The sequence below is a fragment of the Streptomyces sp. NPDC031418 genome (genome assembly GCF_055581605.1).
The window spans coordinates 73,612-97,566 of the sequence record NZ_JBVIJC010000024.1; the positions used below are offsets into that span (position 1 = coordinate 73,612).

General features: G+C 72.9%; 23 protein-coding genes. 9 read left to right on the forward strand and 14 right to left on the reverse strand.

Going from position 1 to position 23,955, the window contains the following annotated elements; translation table 11 throughout:
- Positions 1–90: 90 nt before the first annotated feature.
- The 4 genes from ACZ5CZ_RS30710 to miaA form a co-directional block, all read right to left on the reverse strand.
- Positions 91–2,265 (reverse strand): RelA/SpoT family protein, encoded by a 2,175-nt coding sequence (locus tag ACZ5CZ_RS30710; RefSeq protein WP_385840393.1) that lies wholly within the window; start codon positions 2,263–2,265, stop codon positions 91–93.
- 283 nt (positions 2,266–2,548) lie between these two features.
- On the reverse strand, positions 2,549–3,418 hold the full coding sequence (dapF, locus tag ACZ5CZ_RS30715) for a diaminopimelate epimerase (protein ID WP_385840391.1): 870 nt from the start codon (positions 3,416–3,418) through the stop codon (positions 2,549–2,551).
- Positions 3,419–3,477: 59 nt separating this feature from the next.
- Complete coding sequence (locus ACZ5CZ_RS30720; RefSeq protein ID WP_385840829.1) at positions 3,478–4,056, reverse strand: hypothetical protein; 579 nt, start codon at positions 4,054–4,056, stop codon at positions 3,478–3,480.
- Positions 4,057–4,163: 107 nt separating this feature from the next.
- Complete coding sequence (gene miaA, locus ACZ5CZ_RS30725; RefSeq protein WP_385840390.1) at positions 4,164–5,102, reverse strand: tRNA (adenosine(37)-N6)-dimethylallyltransferase MiaA; 939 nt, start codon at positions 5,100–5,102, stop codon at positions 4,164–4,166.
- Between the two features lie 183 nt (positions 5,103–5,285).
- On the opposite strand from miaA, the gene ACZ5CZ_RS30730 reads away from it, so the two are divergent.
- Positions 5,286–5,609 carry a hypothetical protein gene (locus tag ACZ5CZ_RS30730; RefSeq protein ID WP_468947557.1) on the forward strand — a complete coding sequence of 108 codons (324 nt, stop codon included), beginning with the start codon at positions 5,286–5,288 and terminating at the stop codon, positions 5,607–5,609.
- A 25-nt stretch (positions 5,610–5,634) separates the two neighbouring features.
- Positions 5,635–5,919 (forward strand): antitoxin, encoded by a 285-nt coding sequence (locus ACZ5CZ_RS30735; RefSeq protein WP_385840388.1) that lies wholly within the window; start codon positions 5,635–5,637, stop codon positions 5,917–5,919.
- A gap of 104 nt (positions 5,920–6,023) precedes the next feature.
- On the opposite strand, the gene ACZ5CZ_RS30740 is transcribed toward ACZ5CZ_RS30735, so the two are convergent.
- The 7 genes from ACZ5CZ_RS30740 to glyA all read right to left on the reverse strand — a co-directional run bounded on the left by ACZ5CZ_RS30740 (position 6,024) and on the right by glyA (position 14,714).
- Positions 6,024–6,743, reverse strand: a complete 720-nt coding sequence (locus tag ACZ5CZ_RS30740; protein WP_468947559.1) for a class III extradiol dioxygenase subunit B-like domain-containing protein — start codon at positions 6,741–6,743, stop codon at positions 6,024–6,026.
- Positions 6,744–6,822: 79 nt separating this feature from the next.
- Positions 6,823–8,352 (reverse strand): tRNA (N6-isopentenyl adenosine(37)-C2)-methylthiotransferase MiaB, encoded by a 1,530-nt coding sequence (miaB, locus tag ACZ5CZ_RS30745; RefSeq protein ID WP_385840385.1) that lies wholly within the window; start codon positions 8,350–8,352, stop codon positions 6,823–6,825.
- Positions 8,353–8,408: 56 nt separating this feature from the next.
- Entirely contained in the window at positions 8,409–9,017 is a 609-nt protein-coding gene (locus ACZ5CZ_RS30750; RefSeq protein WP_468947561.1) for a sarcosine oxidase subunit gamma, read from the reverse strand.
- Positions 9,010–11,889, reverse strand: coding sequence for a sarcosine oxidase subunit alpha family protein (locus tag ACZ5CZ_RS30755; RefSeq protein WP_468947563.1), 2,880 nt, complete (start codon positions 11,887–11,889; stop codon positions 9,010–9,012). Before ACZ5CZ_RS30755 ends, ACZ5CZ_RS30750 begins: the two co-directional genes overlap by 8 nt.
- Entirely contained in the window at positions 11,886–12,167 is a 282-nt protein-coding gene (locus tag ACZ5CZ_RS30760; RefSeq protein WP_385840382.1) for a sarcosine oxidase subunit delta, read from the reverse strand. The genes ACZ5CZ_RS30755 and ACZ5CZ_RS30760 overlap by 4 nt, the downstream gene beginning before the upstream one ends.
- A gap of 10 nt (positions 12,168–12,177) precedes the next feature.
- Positions 12,178–13,398, reverse strand: a complete 1,221-nt coding sequence (locus tag ACZ5CZ_RS30765) for a sarcosine oxidase subunit beta family protein (protein WP_387054393.1) — start codon at positions 13,396–13,398, stop codon at positions 12,178–12,180.
- Positions 13,395–14,714, reverse strand: coding sequence for a serine hydroxymethyltransferase (gene glyA, locus ACZ5CZ_RS30770; RefSeq protein WP_468947565.1), 1,320 nt, complete (start codon positions 14,712–14,714; stop codon positions 13,395–13,397). Before glyA ends, ACZ5CZ_RS30765 begins: the two co-directional genes overlap by 4 nt.
- A gap of 95 nt (positions 14,715–14,809) precedes the next feature.
- Here glyA and ACZ5CZ_RS30775 point away from each other — a divergent pair, with 95 nt between their 5' ends.
- From ACZ5CZ_RS30775 to ACZ5CZ_RS30790, 4 genes are all read left to right on the forward strand, one after another.
- On the forward strand, positions 14,810–15,475 hold the full coding sequence (locus ACZ5CZ_RS30775) for a GntR family transcriptional regulator (protein ID WP_385840380.1): 666 nt from the start codon (positions 14,810–14,812) through the stop codon (positions 15,473–15,475).
- Positions 15,476–15,543: 68 nt separating this feature from the next.
- The gene (locus tag ACZ5CZ_RS30780; protein ID WP_468947567.1) at positions 15,544–15,912 is read left to right on the forward strand and encodes a DUF6204 family protein; all 369 of its coding nucleotides are present in this window, start codon (positions 15,544–15,546) and stop codon (positions 15,910–15,912) included.
- An 85-nt stretch (positions 15,913–15,997) separates the two neighbouring features.
- Entirely contained in the window at positions 15,998–16,441 is a 444-nt protein-coding gene (locus ACZ5CZ_RS30785; protein ID WP_385840377.1) for a MarR family winged helix-turn-helix transcriptional regulator, read from the forward strand.
- Between the two features lie 235 nt (positions 16,442–16,676).
- A complete protein-coding gene (locus ACZ5CZ_RS30790; protein ID WP_468947569.1) occupies positions 16,677–18,152 on the forward strand; it encodes a hypothetical protein in 1,476 nt (491 codons plus the stop codon).
- 22 nt (positions 18,153–18,174) lie between these two features.
- Here ACZ5CZ_RS30790 and ACZ5CZ_RS30795 read toward each other — a convergent pair whose 3' ends face one another.
- Positions 18,175–18,582 carry a pyrophosphohydrolase domain-containing protein gene (locus ACZ5CZ_RS30795; protein WP_450789678.1) on the reverse strand — a complete coding sequence of 136 codons (408 nt, stop codon included), beginning with the start codon at positions 18,580–18,582 and terminating at the stop codon, positions 18,175–18,177.
- 127 nt (positions 18,583–18,709) lie between these two features.
- Between ACZ5CZ_RS30795 and ACZ5CZ_RS30800 the strand changes: the two genes are divergently transcribed.
- Positions 18,710–19,708 (forward strand): TAXI family TRAP transporter solute-binding subunit, encoded by a 999-nt coding sequence (locus ACZ5CZ_RS30800; RefSeq protein ID WP_385840373.1) that lies wholly within the window; start codon positions 18,710–18,712, stop codon positions 19,706–19,708.
- Here ACZ5CZ_RS30800 and ACZ5CZ_RS30805 read toward each other — a convergent pair.
- Positions 19,687–21,156 (reverse strand): sensor histidine kinase, encoded by a 1,470-nt coding sequence (locus tag ACZ5CZ_RS30805; protein ID WP_468947571.1) that lies wholly within the window; start codon positions 21,154–21,156, stop codon positions 19,687–19,689. The genes ACZ5CZ_RS30800 and ACZ5CZ_RS30805 overlap by 22 nt on opposite strands.
- A 9-nt stretch (positions 21,157–21,165) precedes the next feature.
- Positions 21,166–21,852, reverse strand: a complete 687-nt coding sequence (locus tag ACZ5CZ_RS30810) for a response regulator transcription factor (RefSeq protein WP_385840370.1) — start codon at positions 21,850–21,852, stop codon at positions 21,166–21,168.
- Between the two features lie 288 nt (positions 21,853–22,140).
- On the opposite strand from ACZ5CZ_RS30810, the gene ACZ5CZ_RS30815 reads away from it, so the two are divergent.
- The gene (locus ACZ5CZ_RS30815; RefSeq protein ID WP_385840369.1) at positions 22,141–22,917 is read left to right on the forward strand and encodes an amino acid ABC transporter ATP-binding protein; all 777 of its coding nucleotides are present in this window, start codon (positions 22,141–22,143) and stop codon (positions 22,915–22,917) included.
- A gap of 79 nt (positions 22,918–22,996) precedes the next feature.
- Positions 22,997–23,833, forward strand: a complete 837-nt coding sequence (locus tag ACZ5CZ_RS30820) for a glutamate ABC transporter substrate-binding protein (protein ID WP_385840368.1) — start codon at positions 22,997–22,999, stop codon at positions 23,831–23,833.
- The last annotated feature ends 122 nt before the right edge of the window (positions 23,834–23,955 follow it).

A 23,955-nucleotide genomic window follows, 5' to 3' on the forward strand; every position in this document is an offset into this window, starting at 1 on the left:
GGCGACGCGCGACGGCCCCACCCGAACGGGTTGGTCCCGGGACGCCGTCCACAGCCGTCCACAGGAGGGCGTGGGAGCAGGATGCCGTGCTCAGGAGGCGGTGTGCCGGGCGCGGCTCACGTCGTACACGCCGGGGACGTCCCGCATGGCGCGCATCAGGGCCGGGAGGTGGGCCGCGTCGGGGAGCTGGAGGGTGTAGGTGTGCCGCACCCGCTGCTGGCTGGGCGGTTCCACGGTGGCGGAGACGATGTCGACGCCCGCCGAGGAGATCGCCTCGGTGAGGTCGGCGAGCAGATGGGGGCGGCCGAACGATTCAGCGACCAGGGTGACCCGGCACTCGGTGGCCTCCCCCCAGCGCACGCCGATCTCCGCACGCCCTCTGGCCTTCATGTGCGCCGCCGCCGCGCACTCCGCGCGGTGTACGGTCACCACTCCCCCGCGGACCGCGAAGCCGGTGATCTCGTCGGGCGGTACGGGCGTACAGCACCCGGCGAGGCGTACGGCGGCCCCGGGCCGGTCGGCGAGCACGTCGGCGCCCCTGGGGCGGGCGGCGGCTCCCGGCGCGGGGGCGCTGTCCTGCGGACGGGCGGTGGGCGGTTCGGTACGGGCACCGGAGGTGTCCTCGGTCGCGGTGCCGCCGCCGGGGTGGGTCGCCAGCCAGCGCTGGATGGCGATGCGGGCGGCCGGCGTGTGGGCGTGCTCCAGCCACTCGCGGGAGGGCTCCGAGGCGGGGTCCTGGCCCATGAGGAGCTGGACGGTGTCGCCGTCCCGGAGAACGGTGCTCAGGGTGGCCAGGCGGCCGTTGACGCGAGCGCCGATGCACGCGTGCGCGTCCTCGCCGTACTGGGCGTAGGCGGCGTCCACACAGGTCGCGCCGTCGGGCAGGCCGAGGGTGCCGCCGTCCGGCCGGAACACGGTGATCTCGCGGTCCTGGGCGAGGTCCTCGCGCAGGGTGGACCAGAAGGTGTCGGGGTCGGGGGCGGCCTGCTGCCACTCCAGGAGGCGGGAGAGCCAGCCGGGGCGGGTGGGGTCGACCCGCTCGCCGTCGGCGAGGGCTCCGGTGCCGGCCGGGTCCGCGACGGGCGCGTAGGGATTGCCGAGCGCGACGACACCGGCCTCGGCGACCTTGTGCATCTGGTGGGTGCGGATGAGGACTTCGACGACCTGGCCGTCGGGGCGGGCGACGGCGGTGTGCAGCGACTGGTAGAGGTTGAACTTGGGTACGGCGATGAAGTCCTTGAACTCCGAGACGACCGGCGTCATACAGGTGTGCAGTTCACCGAGCACGCCGTAACAGTCGGCGTCCTCCTGGACGAGCACCAGCAGGCGGCCGAAGTCGGCGCCGCGCAGCCGGCCGCGTTTGCGGGCCACCCGGTGGACGGAGACGAAGTGCCGCGGCCGGATGAGGACTTCGGCCTGGATGCCGGCCTCGCGCAGCACCCCGCGCATCTCGTCGGCGACCTCGGTCAGCGGGTCGTCCGCGCGGGCCGCGTTCCCGGCGATGAGTTCGCGGGTGTGCTCGTACTCCTCGGGGTGCAGGATGGCGAAGACCAGGTCCTCCATCTCGGTCTTCAGCGCCTGCACGCCGAGGCGTTCGGCGAGCGGGATGAGGACGTCCCGGGTGACCTTGGCGATCCGCGCCTGTTTCTCGGGGCGCATCACGCCGAGGGTGCGCATGTTGTGCAGCCGGTCGGCGAGTTTGATCGACATCACGCGCACGTCGTTGCCGGTGGCGACGAGCATCTTGCGGAAGGTCTCCGGTTCGGCGGCGGCTCCGTAGTCGACCTTCTCCAGTTTCGTGACGCCGTCGACCAGATAACGCACTTCCTCGCCGAACTGTTCCCGGACCTGGTCCAGCGTCACATCGGTGTCCTCGACGGTGTCGTGGAGCAGCGACGCGGTCAAGGTCGTGGTCTCGGCGCCCAGTTCGGCGAGGATCAACGTCACCGCGAGCGGGTGGGTGATGTACGGCTCGCCGCTCTTGCGCATCTGGCCGCGGTGGGAGGACTCCGCGAGGACGTAGGCGCGGCGCAGCGGGTCCAGGTCCGCGTCGGGGTGGTGGGCGCGGTGCGCCTCCACGACATGGCTGATGGCGTCGGGGAGTTTGCCGCGGACGGCGGGGCCGAGCAGCGCGGCCCTGCCGAGCCGGCGCAGATCGAGGCGGGCCCGGGACTTCCGCCGGGTCGTGGTGGGCGCGACGGACACGGTGGCCGCTGTGGGCACTACCGGGCCAGGGGTCGCAGGGTTTGTGGCCTCCGCACTCATGGGCACCTCCGGCTCGTGGACCGGCGGACGGGGCCCCAGGGCGTACGCGGCTCAGGGATGGCGACGTTCCCCCGTCCGTGCCGGTGCTTGATGCTACCGAGCCCGCCACCCCCGGCAGACCGCCTCTCGCCGAGCGTGAAACGGATCACCCATTCGAGCGACGAAGACGAGGTTTACGGTTTGCGCCATGCGTGCGGGGATCGATCGCGCCGACGGTCCGCCCCGGCCACCGGAAACCGCTGTTCCGACGGCCCTGGGGCACAACGGCCTGCATGACGCCGGGTCAGCGGGCGGCGTTTTCCAGCCAGTCGCCGTCGATCTCGCCCTCGGCCACGATCACCGCGGGCCCGGTCATCTCGATCTCGCCGTCGGGCCGTTCGGTGATGACGAGGCGTCCGCCGGGCAGGTCCACGGTGTAGGTCGCCGGGGTGCCGGTGACGGCCGGGTCCGCGCCGTCGCGCCGGGCGGCGGCCACGGCGACGGCACACGCGCCCGTGCCGCACGAGCGGGTCTCGCCGGAGCCGCGCTCGTGCACCCGCATGGCGACGTGCCCGGGGCCGCGGTCCACGACGAACTCGACGTTGACCCCGTCCGGGTAGGCGGCCGCCGGGCTGACCGGCGGCGGGGTGTAGAGGTCGCCGGCCTGCGCGAGGTCGGCCACGAAGGCGACCGCGTGCGGGTTGCCCATGTTCACGTTGCGCGCGGGCCAGCTGTGCTCGCCGACGGAGACCGTGACCTCCCCTTCGGGCAGGAGGGCGCGGCCCATGCCGACCGTGACGTCGCCGTCCTTGGCGATGTGGACGGTCTTCACACCCGCGCGCGTGGCGATCGCGAGGTCGCCCTCGCCCACGAGTCCCGCGTGCTGGAGGTAGCGCGCGAACACCCGCGAGCCGTTGCCGCACATCTCGGCGATCGAGCCGTCGCTGTTGCGGTAGTCCATGAACCACTCCGCCTCGGCGGCCATCGCCCGGGCCTCCGGGTGCGCGGCGGACCGTACGACACGCAGCACTCCGTCGCCGCCGATGCCGGCCCGGCGGTCGCACAGGGCGGCGACGGCGGCCGGGGACAGGTCGAGGGCGTTCTCGGGGTCCGGGACGATCACGAAGTCGTTCTCGGTGCCGTGACCCTTGAGGAAGGGGATCCGCGTGCTCATTCCTCGATCGTACGGGGTCGGATCGTACGCGTCGGAGTACGGGCTCGCTCCGCGGCGGGTCAGCGCAGCCGTGCCACGCGCCACACGGCGAGTACGGCCACCAGGGCCACCAGCAGCACATAGCCGAGCACGACCCGCCAGTCCGGGCGGCGGCCGGAGCCGCGCGCGGGCAGGCCGGGCCAGGTGTAGCCGACCCGGCGGGCGGCCATCATGCCCCAGCCCGCGGCGCAGGAGCAGATCAGCAGGCCGAGCATGGCGATCACCGCGCCGCTGTCGCCGAAGTCGAAGGCGAGCGGGAAGGCGAACATCAGCGAGCCGACGGCGGAGAGTCCCACGATGGGCGCGAGCTGCCAGATGCGCAGCCGGCGCTGCGGGCGCAGCTCGACCTCGACCTCGGGCCCGCTGGTGTACATCTCCTCGGGCGCCGGTCCGTCCTCGGTCACCACGACCGGCGTCTCGTCGGGCCCGTCGTCGGTGAGCCGCTCCTCGTCCAGGAGTTCCCCGGCGAGGGGGTCCTCGTGGAGGGCGTCCTCGCCGGGGCGGTCCACGGCCGGACGGCCCTCGGCCGGGTCCGGCTCGTCACCCTCGGTGGTGAGGTACTCGGCACTGTGTGCGGTGTCGCGAGGGCCGGCCTCCATCGCCACGCGCCCTCCCAACTTGGCTCCACTTGGTCGATCGAAGCTCGATGATGGCACGGCGCCGAAGGCCGCGATGACCGGCGGCGCATCCCGATGCCATCACGTGATCAGGCTGTAACCGGTCGTTCGACCAACGTCAGCGCCCGGTGCGGAAGTTCCGCGCGGTCCGCCGCCGCCCCACTCAACCAGTGCACCCGGGGATCGCGCCTGAACCAGGAATCCTGGCGGCGCGCGAAGCGCTTGGTGGCGCGTACGGTCTCGGCCCGCGCTTCCTCCTCGGTGCACTCCCCGGCGAGCGCCGCGAGAACCTGCTGGTAGCCGAGTGCGCGCGACGCCGTACGCCCCTCACGCAACCCCTGCGCTTCCAGTGCGCGCACCTCGTCCACGAGGCCCGCCTCCCACATGCGGTCGACCCGGCGTGCGATGCGGTCGTCCAGTTCCGGACGGGCGACGTCGACACCGATCTGGACGGTGTCGTAGACCGAGTCGTGGCCGGGCAGGTTGGCGGTGAAGGGCTGGCCGGTGATCTCGATCACCTCCAGGGCGCGGACGATCCGGCGGCCGTTGCTCGGCAGGATCGCGCGGGCGGCGTCCGGGTCGGCGGCGGCCAGCCGGGCGTGCAGCGCGCCGGAGCCGCGCAGCGCCAGTTCCTCCTCGAGGCGTGCCCGGACCACCGGGTCGGTGCCGGGGAACTCGAGGTTGTCGACGGCTCCGCGGATGTACAGGCCGGAGCCGCCGACCAGGATCGGCCAGCGGCCCTCGGCGAGGAGGGCGTCGATCCGCGCGCGGGCGAGCTTCTGGTACTCGGCGACCGAGGCGGTGACGGTCACGTCCCAGATGTCCAGCAGATGGTGCGGGACGCCGGCGCGTTCGTCGGGCGTCAACTTGGCGGTGCCGATGTCCATCCCTCGGTACAGCTGCATGGAGTCCGCGTTGACGACCTCCCCGCCGAGTTGCTGGGCCAGAAAGACGCCGAGATCGGACTTTCCGGCCGCGGTGGGGCCGACGACGGCGATGACGCGGGGGGCTGGACGTGCACTGCTCACCGCACCAGTCTCGCAAACGCCGGGGCGGGCTCTCGAACGAGTTACGTGACGGTGCCGCCTGCGGGTCGTTGCCCGTGGCGAGGTGCCGTCTGCCGGTTCGCCGGAGGCGGTGACCCGGGCGGCGCAACTGTACGCACCGGGTGACGCGGGAATGCCCCCGCACGAGTACCGTATGGAGTGGATATGGGCGTGTTTTCACGACTCCTCGGCAGGTCGAAGCCGACTCAGGAGGGGTCGGCCGAGGCGGCGCAGGCCGACACGGAGCCGGCCGAGGCGCAGGCGGCGGAGCCGGCCGAGGCGAAGGGAGCCGGTCCGGCGCAGGCGGAGGAGGCAGCCGAGGAGGCGGCCGAGGACGGGCGCGAGGCCGACGCCGAGGCCGTGACGGCGGACGCGGAGGCCGGTGCGGACGAGGAGGACGCGTCCGCGGCCGAGGGCACCGGGATCCCCCGGCAGCAGTCCGCCGGGGAGGCCGTCGACAACGAGGCCGGCGAGGGCGCCCGCAGGTGACTGCCCCGCGAGGGAAGGTGGACCAATGGGTCTGTTGGACAACATGAAGGCCAGGCTGGGCCCGGCCAAGGACAAGGTGTCGGACCTCGCGCGACAGCACGGGGACAAGGTCCAGCACGGGATCGACAAGGCCGCGAAGGTCGTCGACGAGCACACCAAGGGCAAGTACACCGACCGGATCCACGCAGGGCAGGGCAAGGCCAGGCACGCGATGGACCGGCTCGCGCACATGGACGCCAAGGACACCCCGGGCAGCTCCGCCGGCCCGACGCCGCCGACCCGCCCGGAGGGCCCGCCTCCGACGTCGTGAGCCTGGGCGGACGCCGGCATGGGCGGACGCCAGCATGGGCGACGGCGCATCGGCGGACGGCCGGGAGCGGCACGCAGCACGCGCGCCTTCCCGGCCGTCGCCGCTCAGGTCCAGGTGGCGACCAGGTACCCCACGCCGTACGGCGCGTCCTCGTAGAGCAGCGCGCCGGTGAGCCGGGTGTCCCCGGCGGCGCCGGCCAGGAACTGCCAGGGGGCGCGGCCGGAGGCCTTCAGCTGGGCGGCCAGTTCGGCGTCCAGGGCCCTGACGGCCGCCAGGTCCGCGGTGCCGAGCGCGCGGGCGATCTCCGCGTCGAAGGGTGCCGCTCGTTCGTCCAGATAGCCCGGCGCCTTGACCGTGCGGCACGCGCTGGCGTCGCCCATCACGAGCAGCGCGACCCGCTCGGCCCGGGCGCCGGTCTCACGGCCGGCCGCGAGGCACGACTGGAGGTCGAGGCTCTGCTCGATGCCGAGCCCCTCGATCGGGGCGTCCGCCCAGCCGGTCCGTTCCAGCAGCCACGCGGCGACGGTCAGCGAGGCCGGCAGCCGGCGCCCGGGGACGGTCCCGGTGTCCGTGGCGGGGCCCAGCGCCACGGACAGGTCCACCCCGAAGCCGCCGAAGGATCCCGGGCTGCCCTGCGGAAAGACCCCGGTCGGGCCGTGCTCGACGGGCCCGACGACCACCAGCAGATCGGGGCGGGCGGCGGCGAGCACCCCGAGCGCGTCCGCGCACGCCGCGCGGGCGGCGTCCAGTTCGGGCGCGGCACCGGCGGCGACCTCGGGCACGAGCAGCGGAGGACAGGGGCAGAGGGCGGCGGCGACAAGCATGATCGGCAGCGTAACGCCGGGCCGCCGCCGGGCGGCACTCCAGGTCACCCGGCCCGGCGCAGCACCCGCTCCCGCTCGGTCAGTCGCAGCCGCAGCCCGTCGTCGCCGCAGCCGGCAGCGGGGCGGGAACGCCGATCTTCGGCAGGCCGAGCATGACGCCGGCCGGCTTGGCGGCCTCGGCGGCGTTGCGCTTCTCCCACGCGTCACCCGCGCGCGTGCGGCGCACATCGAGGACGGGGCCCTCGGCGAGCAGGTGGTGCGGGGCGGCGTACGTCACCTCGACGGTGACCACGTCACCGGGGCGCACCTCCTGCTCCGGCTTGGTGAAGTGGACCAGGCGGTTGTCGGGGGCGCGGCCGGACAGCCGCTGCGTGGCGCCGTCCTTGCGGCCCTCGCCCTCGGCGACCATCAGCTCCAGGGTGCGGCCGACCTGCTTCTTGTTCTCCTCCCAGGAGATCTCCTCCTGGAGGGCGACGAGACGCTCGTAGCGCGCCTGGACGACCTCCTTGGGGATCTGGTTCTCCATGGTCGCGGCCGGGGTGCCGGGGCGCTTGGAGTACTGGAAGGTGAAGGCCTGGGCGAACCGGGCCTCGCGCACGACGTGCAGGGTCTGCTCGAAGTCCTCCTCGGTCTCGCCGGGGAAGCCCACGATGATGTCGGTGGTGATCGCGGCGTGCGGGATGGCCTCGCGGACCTTGCGGATGATGTCGAGGTAGCGCTCCTGGCGGTAGGAGCGGCGCATCGCCTTGAGCACCGGGTCGGAGCCGGACTGAAGCGGCATGTGCAGCTGCGGCATCACATTGGGCGTCTCGGCCATGGCGGCGATGACGTCGTCGGTGAAGTCGCGGGGGTGCGGGGAGGTGAAGCGGACGCGCTCCAGGCCCTCGATCTTCCCGCAGGCCCGCAGCAGCTTGCTGAAGGCCTCGCGGTCGCCGATGTCGGAGCCGTAGGCGTTGACGTTCTGCCCGAGCAGGGTGATCTCGCTGACGCCCTCCGCCACCAGCGCCTCGACCTCGGCGAGGATCTCGCCGGGCCGGCGGTCCTTCTCCTTGCCGCGCAGCGCGGGGACGATGCAGAAGGTGCAGGTGTTGTTGCAGCCGACGGAGATCGACACCCAGGCGGCGTACGCGCTCTCGCGCCGCGTCGGCAGGGTGGACGGGAACGCCTCCAGCGACTCGGCGATCTCGACCTGCGCCTCCTCCTGGACGCGGGCGCGCTCCAGCAGGACCGGCAGCTTGCCGATGTTGTGCGTGCCGAAGACGACGTCCACCCAGGGCGCCTTCTTCACGATGGTGTCCCGGTCCTTCTGGGCCAGGCAGCCGCCGACCGCGATCTGCATGCCGGGCCGGCTGGCCTTCTTCGGCGCGAGCCGGCCGAGGTTGCCGTAGAGCCGGTTGTCGGCGTTCTCCCGCACCGCGCAGGTGTTGAAGACCACGACATCGGCGTCCCCGTCGGAGCCCTCCGGGGCGCGTACGTAACCGGCCTCCTCCAGCAGCCCGGACAACCGCTCGGAGTCGTGCACGTTCATCTGGCACCCATAGGTGCGCACTTCGTAAGTCTTGGGTCCCTGAACGTCCACGTCGAGGCTCCGGTCGCTGCTGCTGGTCATGTCCTCAAGGGTAAGGGCGCGCCGGGAACGCCCCGACCTGTGCACGGCCTCCGCCGTCAGGGGACCTCCGGGCCGCCGTACTCGGCCATCGCGTCGATGAGCCAGCGGGCCAGGTGGTCGGCGAAGGACGAGCGCGGCAGGAGCCGGTACGTCGGTGCGTCGTCGGTCTGCCAGAGAAGTACGGCGACGGGGCCGACCGTGGTGGAGAGCGCCGTGCCGGGTGCGAAGGCCCGGGGGTGCAGGTCCAGCGGGCAGCCCTTCTCCAGCACCTGCCGGGCGGCGGGGCCGCTCAGCTCCAGTGTGGTGCGGTGCGCCGAGACGTCCACGGCCGAGCCGGGGTCGCCGTCGAGGGCCTCCCGCAGCTCGGCGGTGACCCGGCCGGCGTCGGCCCGGGACAGCACGAGCCACTCGTCGGGGCCGAGCCAGACGACCGTGTGGGGGCCTGCCGTGGTGGTGTGGCCGCACCGGCGCGGCAGCGGTGTCCCCAGGGTCTTCTCGATCCGCCCGGCCGCCGCGGAGGCGGGGTCGGCGCGCAGGTTCACCATGGTGCCGAACGGCAGCTCGGCCAGCGTGACGCCGCGGGCGCCGGTGACGGCGGCGGCGCGCATCCGCTCCGCCAGGTGTGCCAGCGGGCTCACCCGTGGGTCGGTCGTCGGCTCAGCCATCGCGCCTGGTCCCTTCGGGGTCGTAGAGGACGGAGCCGGTCACCTCGACCGGCACCAGCTCCTCGCCCACCGGGGCGAGGAGGGTCTGGCCGATCCGCGCCCGCCCGTCGGCGACGAGGGCGAGGGCGAAGGGGCGGCCGAGGGCCGGGCTGTGGTAGCTGGAGGTGACATGGCCGAGCATCGGGACCGGCCCGGCCTCCGGGGTGACGGGCACGTCCGGTGCGACGAGCTGGGTGCCCTCGGGCAGCCGGGTGCGGCGGTCGTTCGGCAGCAGGCCGACGAGTTGTCTGCGGCCGTTGCGGGAGGTGTCGGCGCGGGCGTGCGACCGCTTGCCGATGAAGTCCTTGTGCCGGGAGACCGCCCAGGACATGCCCGCGTCCTGCGGGGTGACGGTGCCGTCGGTGTCCTGGCCGACGATGATGTAGCCCTTCTCGGCCCGCAGCACGTGCATGGTCTCGGTGCCGTACGGGGTGATGCCGTACGGCTGCCCGGCCTCGTCGACCTGGTCCCAGACGGCCGGGCCGTACCAGGAGCAGACGTTGATCTCGTAGGCGAGTTCGCCGGAGAAGGAGATCCGGCAGATGCGGGCGGGGATGCCGGAGGCCAGGGTGGTCTCGCGGAAGGCCATGAAGGGGAACGCCTCGGCGGACAGGTCGACGTCCGGGGCGAGCCGGGCGAGGACCTGGCGCGCGTGCGGTCCCACGACGGCGATGGTCGCCCACTGCTCGGTCACCGAGGTGCAGTGCACGTCGAGTTCCGGCCACTCGGTCTGGAGCCACTCCTCCAGCCAGTCCAGCACCGCGGCGGCGCCACCGGTCGTGGTGGTCATGAAGTAGCGGCGGTCGTCGAGGCGCAGGGTCACGCCGTCGTCGAAGATCATGCCGTCCGCCCTGCACATGACGCCGTAGCGAGCCGTGCCGGGCTTGAGCTGCTTGAAGGCGTTGGTGTAGACGCGGTTCAGGAACTCGCCGGCGTCCGCGCCCCAGATCTCGATCTTGCCGAGGGTGGAGGCGTCCATGAACGCCACCCCTTCCCGGGCCGCGCGGCACTCGCGGGCCACGGCGGTGTCCATGTCCTCGCCGGGCCGGGGGTAGTACCGGGGGCGCTTCCACTGCCCGACGTCCTCGAACACCGCGCCCCGGGCGACATGGCGGGCGTGCAGGGAGGTGGTCCGCTCCGGGTCGAACAGCTCGCCGCGCTCGCGTCCGGCCAGGGCGGCGAAGGCCACCGGCGTGTACGGCGCCCGGTAGGCCGTGGTGCCGATCTCCCCCGGCGAGCCGCCGAGGATCCGGGCGATCACCCCGATCGCGTTGACCCCCGAGGTCTTGCCCTGGTCGTTCGCCGTGCCCAGCGAGGTGTAGCGCTTGACGTGCTCGACACCGCGCATGCCGGCACCGGTGGCCCGCAGGACGTCGGCGACGGTGGCGTCGCGCTGGAGGTCGACGACGTGGGTGTCCCAGCCGGCGGGTCCGCCGTCGGGGGCGGGCACCAGCCACAGCGCGCGGACCGGTGCGGCCGGGGGCCGGGCCGCGCGGGCCGCCGGCACGGGCACCGGGAACCCGGCGTCCGTCGCGGCCCGCGCACCGGCCCGTGCCCCTTCGGCCAGACAGCCGCCGAGGTCGTACGTCCCCCGCGCCGCGCCCACCACCTGCTGGCCGCGTACGGCCCCGTCGGGGACGAAGGCGACCAGGTCCTCGGCCCAGCGCAGCCGGCCCTGGCGCTGGCTGTGCAGATGGACCACCGGGCTCCAGCCGCCGGAGACGGCGAGCAGGTCGCAGTCGAAGGACTCGGGGACGCCGGTGAGCCGGTCGTCCGCGTCCAGGGCCTGCACGGTGACGCCGGTGAGCCGGCCCTCGCCCGCGGTGCCGGTCACCGCGCTGCCGGTCAGCACCCGCACCCCGGTCGCCGCGGCCACCTCGGCGGCCCGGTGCGACAGTTCCGGCCGGGCGTCCACGACGGCGGCGACACCGGTCCCGGCGGCATGGAGGTCGGCGACCGTGTCGTAGGCGCTGTCGTTGGTCGTGCACACCACGGCCCGCGAGCCCGGGGCCACGGCGTAGCGGTTGAGGTAGGTGCGCACGGCTCCGGCGAGCATCACCCCGGGGCGGTCGTTGCCGGCGAAGACCAGCGGGCGCTCGTGCGCGCCGGTGGCCAGGACGACCTGGCGGGCCCGGATGTGCCACAGCCGCTGGCGCGAGACCCCCGCGGGAGCGGCGGTGCCGAGGTGGTCGGTGCGCCGTTGCACGGCCAGCACGTAGTTGTCGTCGTACGACCCGAAGGCCGTGGTGCGGTGCAGTACGACGGCCTCGGGGGCGGCGTCGAGCGCGGCGCGGACCTCGGCGACCCACTCCAGGGCGGGCTGCGCGCCGGTCCGCTCGGCGCGCCCGGACAGCAGGGAACCGCCGGGCTCGGGCTGGTCGTCGACGAGGATCACCCGGGCGCCGGAGCCGGCGGCAGCGGCGGCGGCCGCGAGCCCGGCGGGTCCGGCGCCGACCACCAGGACGTCGGTGTGCACGTACTTCTTGTCGTAGACGGCGGGGTCGGGGGCCGGGTCGAGCCGGCCCCTGCCGGAGAGGGTGGTGGCGGACAGGCCGTCGTACAGCTCCACGGTGGTGGCCGGGAGCATGCCCTCGGCGCACGGGCCGTCGAGGCGGACCAGGGCGTTGGGCTCCTCGACACCCGCGGCGACGATGCCGCGCGGGCGGCCGCGGTAGAGGGAGGGGGCGACCTCGAGGAGGCCGTTCGCCAGCATCGCCGAGGCGAGGGTGTCCCCGGGGTGCCCGGTCAGCTCCCGGCCGTCGACGGTGAAGCGCAGTTCGGTACGGCGGTCGATGCGGCCGCCCTGCGGGAGCCGGAGGCGCTGGTGGGTCATCGGTTCCCTCCGGGGCGGGGTTCGTCGGGCCGGTAGGAGGTCAGCACCTCGTGGGTGGCGGTGTCGCGCAGGACGTTGAACCAGCGGCGGCAGCCGGTGCTGTGCACCCACCGCTCGGCGAAGGGGCCCTTGGGGTTGTCGCGGTAGAAGAGGTACTCGGCCCACTGCTCGTCGGTGAGGGCGTCGGGGTTCTCCGGGTAGGGGACATGGGCCTGTCCGCCGTAGTGGTACTCGGTCTCGTCCCGGGGGCCGCACCACGGGCAGGTGATCAGCAGCACGGTGTCCTCCTCAGTGGGCCACGGCCGCGGCGCCGTGCTCGTCGATCAGCGCGCCGGTGCGGAAGCGGTCGAGGGCGAAGGGGGCGTTCAGCGGGTGCGGCTCGCCGGTGGCGATGGTGTGCGCGAAGGTCCAGCCGGCGGCCGGGGTGGCCTTGAACCCGCCGGTGCCCCAGCCGCAGTTGACGTAGAGGTTCTCCACCGGGGTGGTGCCGACGATCGGGGAGGCGTCCGGGGTGACGTCGACGATGCCGCCCCAGGTGCGCAGCACATGCGCCCGCGCGAAGACCGGGAACAGCTCGACGGCGGCGGCCATCTGCTGCTCGATCACATGGAAGGAGCCGCGCTGCCCGTAGCCGTTGTACGCGTCGACGCCGGCGCCCATGACCAGCTCGCCCTTGTGCGCCTGGGAGACGTAGACGTGCACGTGGTTCGACATGACCACGGTCGGGTGCACCGGCTCGTGCAGTTCGGAGACGAGGGCCTGCAACGGGTGGGACTGCACGGGCAGCCGGAAGCCGGCCCGCTCGGCCAGCACACTGCTGTGCCCGGCGGCGGCGAGACCGACCCGGCCGGCCAGGATGCGGCCGCGGTCGGTCTCGACGCCCACGACGCGGTCGCCGTCCTTGAGGAAGCCGGTGACCTCGCAGCCCTGGATCAGGTCCACGCCCATCGCGTCGGCGCGCCGGGCCAGCGCCCAGGCGACGTGGTCGTGCTTGGCGATCCCGGCGCGGGGCTGGAAGGTGGCGCCGAGGACCGGGTAGCGGGTGCGCGGCGAGACGTTGAGGATCGGGCAGACCTCGGCGGCCTGGTCCGGCTCCAGCCACTCGGCGTCGACTCCGCCCAGCCGGTTGGCGTTGACGCGGCGCACCCCCTCGCGGACGTCCTGGAGGGTGTGCGCGAGGTTGAGGACTCCGCGCTGGCTGAACAGGAAGTCGTAGTCCAGCTCCTCCGGCAGTCGCTCCCACAGCTTCAGCGCGTGCTCGTAGATGGCCGCGCTCTCGTCCCACAGGTAGTTGGAGCGGATGATCGTGGTGTTGCGGGCCATGTTGCCGCCGGCCAGCCAGCCCTTCTCCAGGACGGCGACGTTCGTGATGCCGTGGTTGGCGGCGAGGTAGTAGGCGGTGGCCAGGCCGTGGCCGCCCGCGCCGACGATGACGACGTCGTACGAGGAGCGCGGTTCGGGGGTGCGCCAGAGGAAGTCCGGATGCTCCGGCAGCGGCGGGGCGGTCATGCCGCGGCTCCGTTCGGGGGGAGCGGGAAGGCATTCGGGTAGAGCGGGAAGGCGGAGGTGAGCTTCTCGACGCGGGCGCGCAGTTCGCCGTCGGGCCGTCCGCCCTTCAGGGCCTCGGCGACGATGTCGGCGGCCTCGCGGAACTCCGCCGCTCCGAAGCCCCGGGTGGCCAGGGCCGGGGTGCCGATGCGCAGCCCGGACGACACCATGGGCGGACGCGGGTCGAAGGGCACGGCGTTGCGGTTGACGGTGATGCCGATGCGGTGCAGCCGGTCCTCGGCCTGCCGTCCGTCGAGCGCGGAGTCGCGCAGGTCGACCAGGACGAGATGGACTTCGGTGCCGCCGGTCAGCACCGTGATGCCGGCCTCGGCGACGTCGTCGGCCAGCAGCCGTCCGGCGAGGATGCGGGCGCCGGCCAGGGTGCGCCGCTGGCGTTCCCTGAACTCCTCACTGGCCGCCACCTTGAAGGCCACCGCCTTCGCCGCGATGACGTGCTGCAACGGGCCGCCCTGCTGGCCCGGGAAGACCGCGGAGTCGATCTTCTTGGCCAGACCGGACCGGCTGAGGATCACACCGCCGCGCGGGCCGCCGAGGGTCTTGTGCGTGGTGGTCGTGACGACGTCGGCGTACGGCACCGGGCTCGGGTGCAGCCCTGCGGCCACCAGTCCGGCGAAGTGCGCCATGTCCACCAGCAGACAGGCGCCCACCGCGTCGGCGATCCGGCGGAACGCGGCGAAGTCCAGCCGGCGCGGGTACGCCGACCAGCCCGCGATGATCACCTTCGGGCGGTGCTCCTTGGCGAGCCGCTCGACCTCGTCCATGTCGACGCGCAGGTCGGAGCGGCGCACGTGGTACGGCACGACGTTGTACAGCCTGCCGGAGTAGTTGAGGCGCATGCCGTGGGTCAGATGACCGCCGTGCGCGAGGTCGAGGCCGAGGACGGTGTCGCCGGGCTCGAGCAGCGCGGACATCGCGGCCGCGTTGGCCTGGGCCCCCGAGTGCGGCTGTACGTTCGCGGCCTCCGCGCCGAACAGCTCCTTGACGCGGGCGATGGCCAGCCGCTCGATGACGTCGACGTGTTCGCAGCCGCCGTAGTAGCGGCGGCCCGGGTAGCCCTCGGCGTACTTGTTGGTCAGCACCGAGCCCTGCGCCGCGAGCACGGCGGCCGGCGCGACGTTCTCGGAGGCGATCATCTCGAGGGTGGACTGCTGGCGGTGCAGTTCGGCGTCGACGGCGGCGGCGACCTCCGGGTCGACTTCCCCGAGCGGGAGAGAGAGAGGGGAGATGGGCGTGCTGATCGACGGGTTCGTTGCCATCTGCGCACCATTCTGGGAGCCATCTCATGGGCAACTGATATATCAGCCTGTGCGGTAAGGTATGGGAGCTCGCCGGACAGGTCAAGGGGGCATCCATGCAGCAGGTGGCGACCGAGCCCGGGGGCGAGGAGCTGTCCCTCGCCGAGCGCGCCTACCGCGCCATCCGCGACCGGCTCGTCATGCTCGACATCCGCCCCGGCGCCCCGATCAACGAGGAGCAGCTCGGGCAGTCCCTCGGCGTCGGCCGGACCCCGGTGCGCGAGGCGCTCAAGCGGCTCCAGTACGAGCGCCTGATCACGACCTACCCCCGGCGCGGCACCTTCGCCACCGAGGTCAACATCACCGACCTCGCCCATATCTCCGAGGTGCGCCAGGAGCTGGAGCCGCTCGCCGCCGCCCAGGCCGCCCGGCGTGCCACGGCCGCGGACCGGCAGGCCCTGACGGCCCTGCGGCAGGACCTGGAGGGCGCGGACACCGCCCGACGCGACCCGGCCGACCTCATGCGCCTGGACCTGCGGGTCCACCGCGCCGTCTACGCCGCCACGCACAACCCGTACCTGGAGGACACCCTCGTCCGCTACGACAACCTGGCCACCCGCATCTGGTGCCTGTTCGTCGACCGCCTCTCCGACATGCCCGGCCATGTCGGGGAGCACGGGCCGCTGATCGAGGCGATCGTCGCCGGGGACCCCGAGCGGGCGGCGCAGCTCGCCCGCGGCCATGTGGTGGGCTTCGAGCGGGCGGTTCGCGAGGCCATCTGAGCGGGGCGTGAGGGGCCGCCACGGAAACCCGTTGGAGAAGGCGCACCCCCTGCGCCTAGGGTCGCGCCATGAGTACCCGTACCTTCCGTATCACCGTCCGCGGCGCCTTCGACGGCCTCACCGAGCCCCAGCGGGCGGCGCTGCTGGCCGAGGCCGCCGAACACGACGTGCTGCGCGCGGCGTTCACCCCCGAGGGAACCCTGGCCTACGACATCGCGGCCCGGCCCGCCTTCACCTTCCGCTTCTCCGCCACCGGAGAGGAAGAGGAGGACATCCTGGAGGCCACCGAGCAGGCCGAGCAGGCGGCGACGGCGTGGCTGACCGAGCGCGGCTACGGCTTCAAGAACCTCCGGTCCAGCGCCGAGGACCTCTCCCAGGCGCCGATGGGCAAGCGGCAGCGCCGCGCCGCACGTTCCTCGGGTAGGCAGGGCGCATGAAGACAGCGCATCGACACGGCCCGAAACTTGAGCAGTCAAGGAGATGTCACGTGAACGGGATGCGTGACGGCGGTGAGCGGGGCCGATGAGCGAGGCTCTGGACGCGTCACTGCGGCTGCTGCGGGCCCAGGCGGCACTCGCCCGGCGGTTCGACGCCCGGCTGAGCGGGCTGCACGGGGTGAGCCTCGCCGACTTCACGCTGCTGCTACGGCTGGGACAGGCACCCGGCGGCCGGATGCGCCGGGTGGATCTCGCCGAGGCACTGGGCCTGACGGCCTCCGGGGTCACCCGCGGGCTGGCTCCACTGGAGCGGATCGGGCTGGTGAGCCGTGAACCGGACGCCCGGGACGCGCGCGTGGCGTATGCGGCACTGACGGCGACGGGCCGGCAGCGGCTCACGGAGATGCGGGCCACGGCCGAGGAGACGGCCGCCGAGCTGTTCGCCGCGCCGGCCTGGGGCACGGAGGACATCGCCCTGCTCTCGGGCCTGCTCACCCGGCTCGGCGGCATCGGTCTGCCCGGGCACTGAGCGGCGTGGACTTCCCGAGGCACTGAGGCACCGTCAATTCCCGGCCAGGTACGGCCGGAACGCACCCGTGTCCCACCTCACGCGAGCCTGTGTGCGGTTGGTGAGGGAACCGCGGGCAAACCGTGGCATGCTCATGGCTTACCACTTGGTTACCGGCCGGTTCTACCTATGGGTAACAAGACCGGCCGGTTCCTTCTGCCACCCCCCTCACCCAGGACCGACCTTGCGCAGACGCATGAGGCAACGGCGCGCCCTGCTGCCCGCCTTCGCCGTGACCGCTCTCTTTCTCACCGCGGCCTGCTCCTCACCCGGGCCGCATCCCGGGCAGCCGGCGGCCGCAGCCGGGCCCGGACAGCCGATCACGGCGACCGAGGCCCCCGCCGACGGCACGGGCGGCCGCTCGCTCACCGTCGCCGCCGCTCCCACCGCTCCGACGGCCACCGCGACCGCGACCACCGCCGCGGGCCGGGCCGGCTCCGGACAGCGGGCCCACCGGACGGCACTGAGCATCAGCAGCTACGACAGCCGAACCGGGCGCGCGGTCCTCACCGACCAGCCGCACGGCCACGGGCACTCCCCCGGCCCCTCCTCTCCTTCGGCCTCTCCTTCGGCCTCCCCTTCCGCGTCTCCCTCGTCCTCGTCCCCCGCCGCGCCGCACCGGACCGCCGTGGGTGATGTCATCGCCAGCGCGCCCGCGCCCGGCGCTCCGCACGGGCTGCTCGCCAAGGTCACCAAGGTGCTCGGCAAGACGGGCCACGGCACCGAGGTGCAGACCGAACCCGCCACCCTCAACGCCCTGTTGGGCGATGCCACGGCGAAGGGTGCCGTGCCGGTCGACCCGTCCTCCTTCGCCGTGGACAAGCTGCTGCCCGATGTGAAGGTGTCCTGGTCGAAGGCGGGCGATGTACACATCGGCCCCCGGGGCAGCACCGTGCCCCTCGGCAGCCTCCGGCTCGATGTGAGCGCCGGCATCCCGACGGCCCCGGGCGCCCCGGTCTCGGCGACCGCCTCGGTGAAGGGCTACGTCCAGGTCGCGCCCCGGGTCGACTTCGGCTACGGCGGTACGGGGACGAACGCGGCGCCCGGCTCGGCGTACCTCGGCGTGTCCGGCGACTGGACCTCCGGCTGGGCGGTCCGGGGCCGGGCCGCCGCGACCACCGGCACGGCACTGCGCATCCCGTTCGCCAAGCTGCACGCCGACCCGGTGCTCCAGGTCGGCCCCGTCCCCGTCGTCGTCAACCTGGACCTGACCTGCTACCTCCAGCTCAGCGGCGACGGACACGCGACCGTCGACGTGGAGCAGAGCGTCAAGGGCGGGTTCCGGGCGGGCGGCACCTTCGGCCTGGCCCGGGGATGGACGCCGGTCAGCTCCTCGGACGTGACGAGCACACCCGTGCACGCCTCCGTCACCAGCGAGGGCCGGCTGCAAACGGCGCTCGGCGCCGAGGCCTCGGTCGGCCTCTACGGCACCGTCGGCGTCACCGCCGACCTGGCCCCGTACCTGCGCGGTACGGCCTCCGGCACGGTCACCACCTCCTCCGGCGGCGGTGCCAGGGCGACCGGCACCTGGGACGTGTACGGCGGGATCGACCTGTCCGGGACCCTGCGGCTCCAGCTCTCCGTCTTCGGCACGCCGTTCGTCGAGCGGAGCATCCCGCTGGGCGGCCTGCACCGCGAGTGGAAGCTGGCGGGCGGCTCCCTGCCGTCGTGACCGCCGTACCCCTACTCTGCCGTCAGGCCGCGCCGCCCGGTATCCAGCCCTGGCGGCGCAGTACGGCCGAGACGTCCGGCGCCCGGTAGTGCTCGCCCTTGAGGACCTTGCCGTCGGCCCGGCGGGCGACCTGTCCGTCCGGGCCGAGCTTGCTCATGTTGGCGCGGTGGATCTCGGCGATCACCTCGTCCAGGTCGATGCCGTGGACCAGGGCCGTGCCGTAGGCGACGTAGACCACGTCGGCCAGTTCGTGCGCGAGCCGGTCCAGCGGGCCCTCGACCGCGACCTCGGCCACCTCCGCGGCTTCCTCGGCGAGCAGTTCCCCGCGGTGGGCGGCGAGTTCGGGGTCCACCTCCACCGGTCTGGTGCGGGCGTCCAGGCCGAAGGCGCGATGGAACTCACGGACGAGATCGGCGGGCGAAGTGCTCATGCGGCGACTCTAACGGCCGCCACTGACAACGCCCCTCGGGCAACCTGCGGCGTGGGCGCCCTGGACCGGGTCCGGGGAAGTGACCTCCGCCCTGGTCAGGGCCCGGCCCGCCTGGCAGGATCGCCGCATGTCCAAGGTGTTCCACCGGCTCCAGCGGCGCCGGGCCGTGCAGGGTGCGGCCGTCGGCGTGCTCGCCCTCGGGCTGCTGCTGTGGTGGCTGCTGCCGCTGGGCGAGAAGCCGCCGAGCGGGACCATCGTCTTCAGCACCGGTACGCCCCGCGGGGTCTACCAGGAGTACGGCGAGCGGCTGCGCACCGAGCTGGCCCGGGACATGCCCGGGCTGAAGGTGAAGCTGCTCAACAGCGCCGGTTCGCAGGAGAACGTCGAGCGGGTGGCGACCGGCAAGGCCGACTTCACCATCGCGGCGGCCGACGCGGTCGAGGCGTACGAGCTGAGGCACGGCAGGGGCGCCGGCACCCTGCGCGGAGTGGCCCGGCTCTACGACGACTACGTGCACCTCGTCGTGCGGCGCGGCTCGGGCATCAGCAGCATCGCGGACCTGCGGCACAAGCGCGTGGCGACCGGGCTGCCCGACTCCGGGGTACGGCTGATCGCCGACCGGGTGCTGAAGGCGGCCGGCATCGACCCGGACAAGGACATCACGCCCGCCGCGGACGGCATCGACACCGGTCCGGACCGGCTGGCGCGGGGCGGGATCGACGCCTTCTTCTGGTCGGGCGGCCTGCCCACGAAGGGGCTGGCCGGGCCGGCGAAGACGAACGACTTCACGTTCGTGCCGATCGACGGCGGCACTGTCGCGCGGCTGCACGGGCAGGGCGAGGAAGCGCGCTACTACCGGGCCACCACCATCCCCGAGTCCGCGTACCCGGCCGTGCAGCACGGCTCCTCGGTGCCCACGATCGCGGTGTCCAACCTGCTGATGACCCGCGCGGACGTCGATCCCCGGCTGACCGAGTGGCTCACCCGTACGGTGATCGACAGCCGCGACGGGATCGGGGCGCACGTCCACTCCGCACAGCTGGTCGACCTGCGCACCGCCATCTACACCGACCCGCTGCCCCTTCAGGAGGGCGCCCGCCGGTACTACCGGTCGGTCAAGCCGTAACGGACACCCGGCGCCGAGGGCCCGGCGGCCCCGCCGGCCGCCTCACGGCCCTCCGCGTGCCGTGGCAGCGTGACCGTCACCCGCAGTCCCCGGGGCTCGTGGTGGGCGAAGTCGAGCGAGCCGCCGCCCGCCGCGAGCAGGGCGCGGGTGATGGACAGGCCGAGGCCGGAGCCCTGCACGTTCTGGTGCCGGTTGCTGCGCCAGAACCGGTCGCCCACACGCGCGAGTTCCTCCTCGGTCAGACCGGGGCCGGTGTCGGTGACGACGACGGTGCACAGGCCGCCGTCCGCAAAGACGGTGACCTCGACGGTGCCGCCCTCGGGGCTGAACTTCACGGCGTTGTCGATGACGGCGTCCAGCGCGCTGGACAGGGTGATCGGGTCGGCCCAGGCGGTGGTGGGCGGGCAGGTGCCGGTCAGCCGCACGCCCTTGGCGGTGGCGGCCGGCGCCCAGGCGGCGACCCGTTCCTCGGCCAGCGCGCCGACGTCGGTCAGCACCAGGTCGGCCTGGGCGTGCTCGGCCAGCGCCAGGCCGAGCAGGTCGTCCAGGACCTGCGCGAGCCGTTTGCCCTCGGTGCGGACCGAGGCGATCTCCTCGTTGCCCTCGGGGAGTTCGAGGGCGAGCAGTTCGATGCGCAGCAGCAGTGCGGCGAGCGGGTTGCGCAGCTGGTGCGAGGCGTCGGCGACGAAGGCGCGCTGCTGCTCCAGCACGTCCTCGACATGGTCCGCCATCTCGTTGAACGAGCGGGCCAGCCGTCTGAGTTCCGGCGGCCCGCCGGCCGCCGCGACCCGGGACTTCAGCCGCCCGGTGGCGATGTCGTGGGTGGTGGCGTCCAGCACCCGCACCGGTTTGAGCACCCAGCCGGTCAGCCGCAGCGCCGCCCCGACGGCGAGCAGCATCGCCGCGATCTCACCGGCCCCGATGAACAGCCAGCCGCGCAGGATCCGCGCACGCATCTGTCCGGTGGGCGAGTCGGTGACCACGACCGCGACGACGTCGCCGTCCCGGATCACGGGCGAGGCGACGACCAGCCGGCCGCGCTGCCAGGGCCACACCTGCCGGGGGTCGTGGCTGCGCCGGCTGAGCAGCGCCTCCTCGAAGGCCGCACGGACCGCTCCCGCGCGCGGGACGAGCCAGTCGCCGGGCGCATGGGCCATCGCCGTGCCGTTGCGGTAGAAGACCCCCGCGCGGATGCCGTAGACGTCGTAGTAGCTCTTCAGTTCGCTGCGCAGGGCCTCCCCGCGGTCGTCCGGGCCGGCCCGGCGGGAGTCGCCGGGGCCCTCGGCGACGAACTGCGCGAGCGCCGCGAAGCGTGCGGTGTCGTCGATCCGGTCGACGACGACCCGCTGCTGCTGGGCGGCGGCCACACTGACGGCGAGCGGCACACCGAGCGCGAGCAGGACCGCCGCCAGCAGAACGATGAGCAGCGGGAGCAGACGTGCGCGCACCCGGCCCCGCTACCCGGCCGGGGCGACGAGACGGTAGCCGACGCCGCGTACGGTCTCGATCAGTGCGGGCATGCGCAGTTTGGCGCGCAGGGAGGCGACATGCACCTCCAGGGTGCGGCCGGTGCCCTCCCAACTGGTGCGCCAGACCTCGCTGATGATCTGCTCGCGCCGGAAGACCACACCGGGACGCTGGGCCAGCAGCGCCAGCAGGTCGAACTCCTTGCGGGTCAGCTGGATCGCCGACCCGTCCACGCTGACCTGCCGGGTGGGCAGTTCGATGGTCACCGGGCCGAGCCTGAGGCCGCTCTCCGCGCCCGCGGCGGGGTCGTCGTGGACGGTGCGCCGGCTGACGGCGTGGATCCGGGCGAGCAGCTCACCGGTGTCGTAGGGCTTCACCACGTAGTCATCGGCGCCGAGGTTGAGCCCGTGGATGCGGGAGCGGACGTCGGAGCGCGCGGTGACCATGATCACCGGGGTGCTGGTGCGCTTGCGGATCTTGCCGCAGACCTCGTAGCCGTCCTGGTCGGGCAGGCCGAGGTCGAGCAGGACCACCCCGAACCCGGCGCCTTCGGGGACGAGCGCCTGGAGGGCCTCCTCGCCGCTGCGCGCGTGGGTGACGTCGAAGCCGTGCCGGGCGAGGACGGCGGACAGGGCCGCGGCGACATGGTTGTCGTCCTCGACGAGCAGCAGTCTCATCCCGGCCCCCTCCGGTTCAGCGGTCGTACGGTCTCGGTTCTCGTGCGGCCGGTAGGCCACGCGCGTGTGCACCATGCAGTGACGCCGATGGACAAGGACGGCGTCAAGAGGGTTCCGGTTGCCCGCCGCTTCCGTTATCCGGCCGATACGCACACAGGGGGCAACTGCTACGACACGTGTCCGATTGCTATCGGATCGTGATGCTCAGATCTCCCTCAGATGTGATGACGCAGGTCACAGGCGCTCACTACTGTCCTCCGAAACCGAGGAGGACGGAGCCTGAAAGCGATGACCAAAGTACCGGTGGCCAAGGAAGACGTGGCCACGTCCGACGCGCTGGTCGTCCTGAAGAGCGTCAACAAGCACTTCGGCGCGTTGCACGTGCTCCAGGACATCGACCTGACGATCGCCCGCGGCGAGGTCGTCGTGGTCATCGGGCCCTCCGGGTCCGGAAAGTCGACCCTGTGCCGCACCATCAACCGGCTGGAGTCGGTCGACTCGGGCGCCATCACGATCGACGGCAGGCCGCTGCCGCACGAGGGCCGCGAACTGGCCCGGCTGCGCGCGGACGTCGGCATGGTGTTCCAGTCGTTCAACCTCTTCGCGCACAAGACCGTGCTCGAGAACGTGGTGCTCGGCCAGGTCAAGGTCCGCAAGGCGGACAAGAAGCAGGCCGAGGAGAAGGCGCGGACCCTTCTCGACCGGGTCGGTGTGGGCGCCCAGGCGGACAAGTACCCGGCCCAGCTGTCCGGCGGCCAGCAGCAGCGCGTGGCCATCGCGCGGGCGCTGGCGATGGACCCGAAGGTCATGCTCTTCGACGAGCCCACCTCGGCCCTCGACCCCGAGATGATCAACGAGGTCCTGGAGGTCATGCAGCAGCTCGCCCGCGAGGGCATGACCATGGTCGTCGTCACCCACGAGATGGGCTTCGCGCGCTCGGCCGCCGACCGGGTCGTCTTCATGGCGGACGGACGGATCCTCGAACAGGCCGCTCCCCAGCAGTTCTTCAGCAACCCGCGCAGCGACCGGGCCAAGGACTTCCTGTCCAAGATCCTGCACCACTGACGGCGTCGGCCCCGCTCCCGCACGCTCCGAGTCGCCCTTTCCCACGGACCTCGGTCCGCCCACCCGAAGGATGTTCAGCATGCAGCTCCGCAAGGTCACCGCCGCCTCGGCCGTCGTCCTCGCCCTCTCCCTGTCCGCCACCGCCTGCGGCGGCGACAAGAAGGACGACAACGGCTCCTCCGGCGGCGGCAAGAAGATCGCCATCGGCATCAAGTTCGACCAGCCGGGCCTCGGCCAGCAGACCCCGCAGGGCTACGCGGGCTTCGACGTCGACGTGGCCACCTATGTCGCCAAGAAGCTGGGCTACAGCGCGAACCAGATCGAGTGGAAGCAGTCGAAGAGCGCCGACCGCGAGACGATGCTCCAGCGCGGTGACGTCCAGTTCATCGCCGCCACCTACTCGATCACCCCGGAGCGTCAGCAGAAGGTCGACTTCGCCGGCCCGTACCTGCTGGCCCACCAGGACGTGCTGCTGCGCGCCGACGAGACGAAGATCAAGTCTCCGGCGGACCTGAACGGCAAGAAGCTCTGTTCGGTGGCGGGCTCCACCTCGGCGCAGAACGTCCACGACAAGCTGGCGCCCAAGGCCGACCTCGTGACGTACCCGACCTACTCGGCCTGCCTCGGCGGCCTCCAGAGCGGCGCCATCGACGCCCTCACCACGGACGACTCGATCCTCGCCGGTTACGCCGCGCAGGCCCAGTTCAAGGGCAAGTTCAAGCTCGGCGGCTTCAAGATGACCAACGAGAACTACGGCATCGGCGTCAAGAAGGGCAGCGACCTCAAGGCCAAGATCAACAAGGCCCTGGAGGAGATGGTCTCCGACGGTTCGTGGGACGCGGCCGTGAAGAAGAACTTCGGCCCGGCCGAGTACAAGAACGAGCCCGCCCCGAAGATCGGCGACATCAAGAGCTGAGGCCATGCCCGGCCGGTGGGGGGGCCCTGGGGGGGGGGGAACAAGGGACCCCCCCAACAAGGAAAGCAGGAGAGTGTGTTCGACGTTCTTTGCAAACCCAACATCCCGTGTGCCTTTTTTGC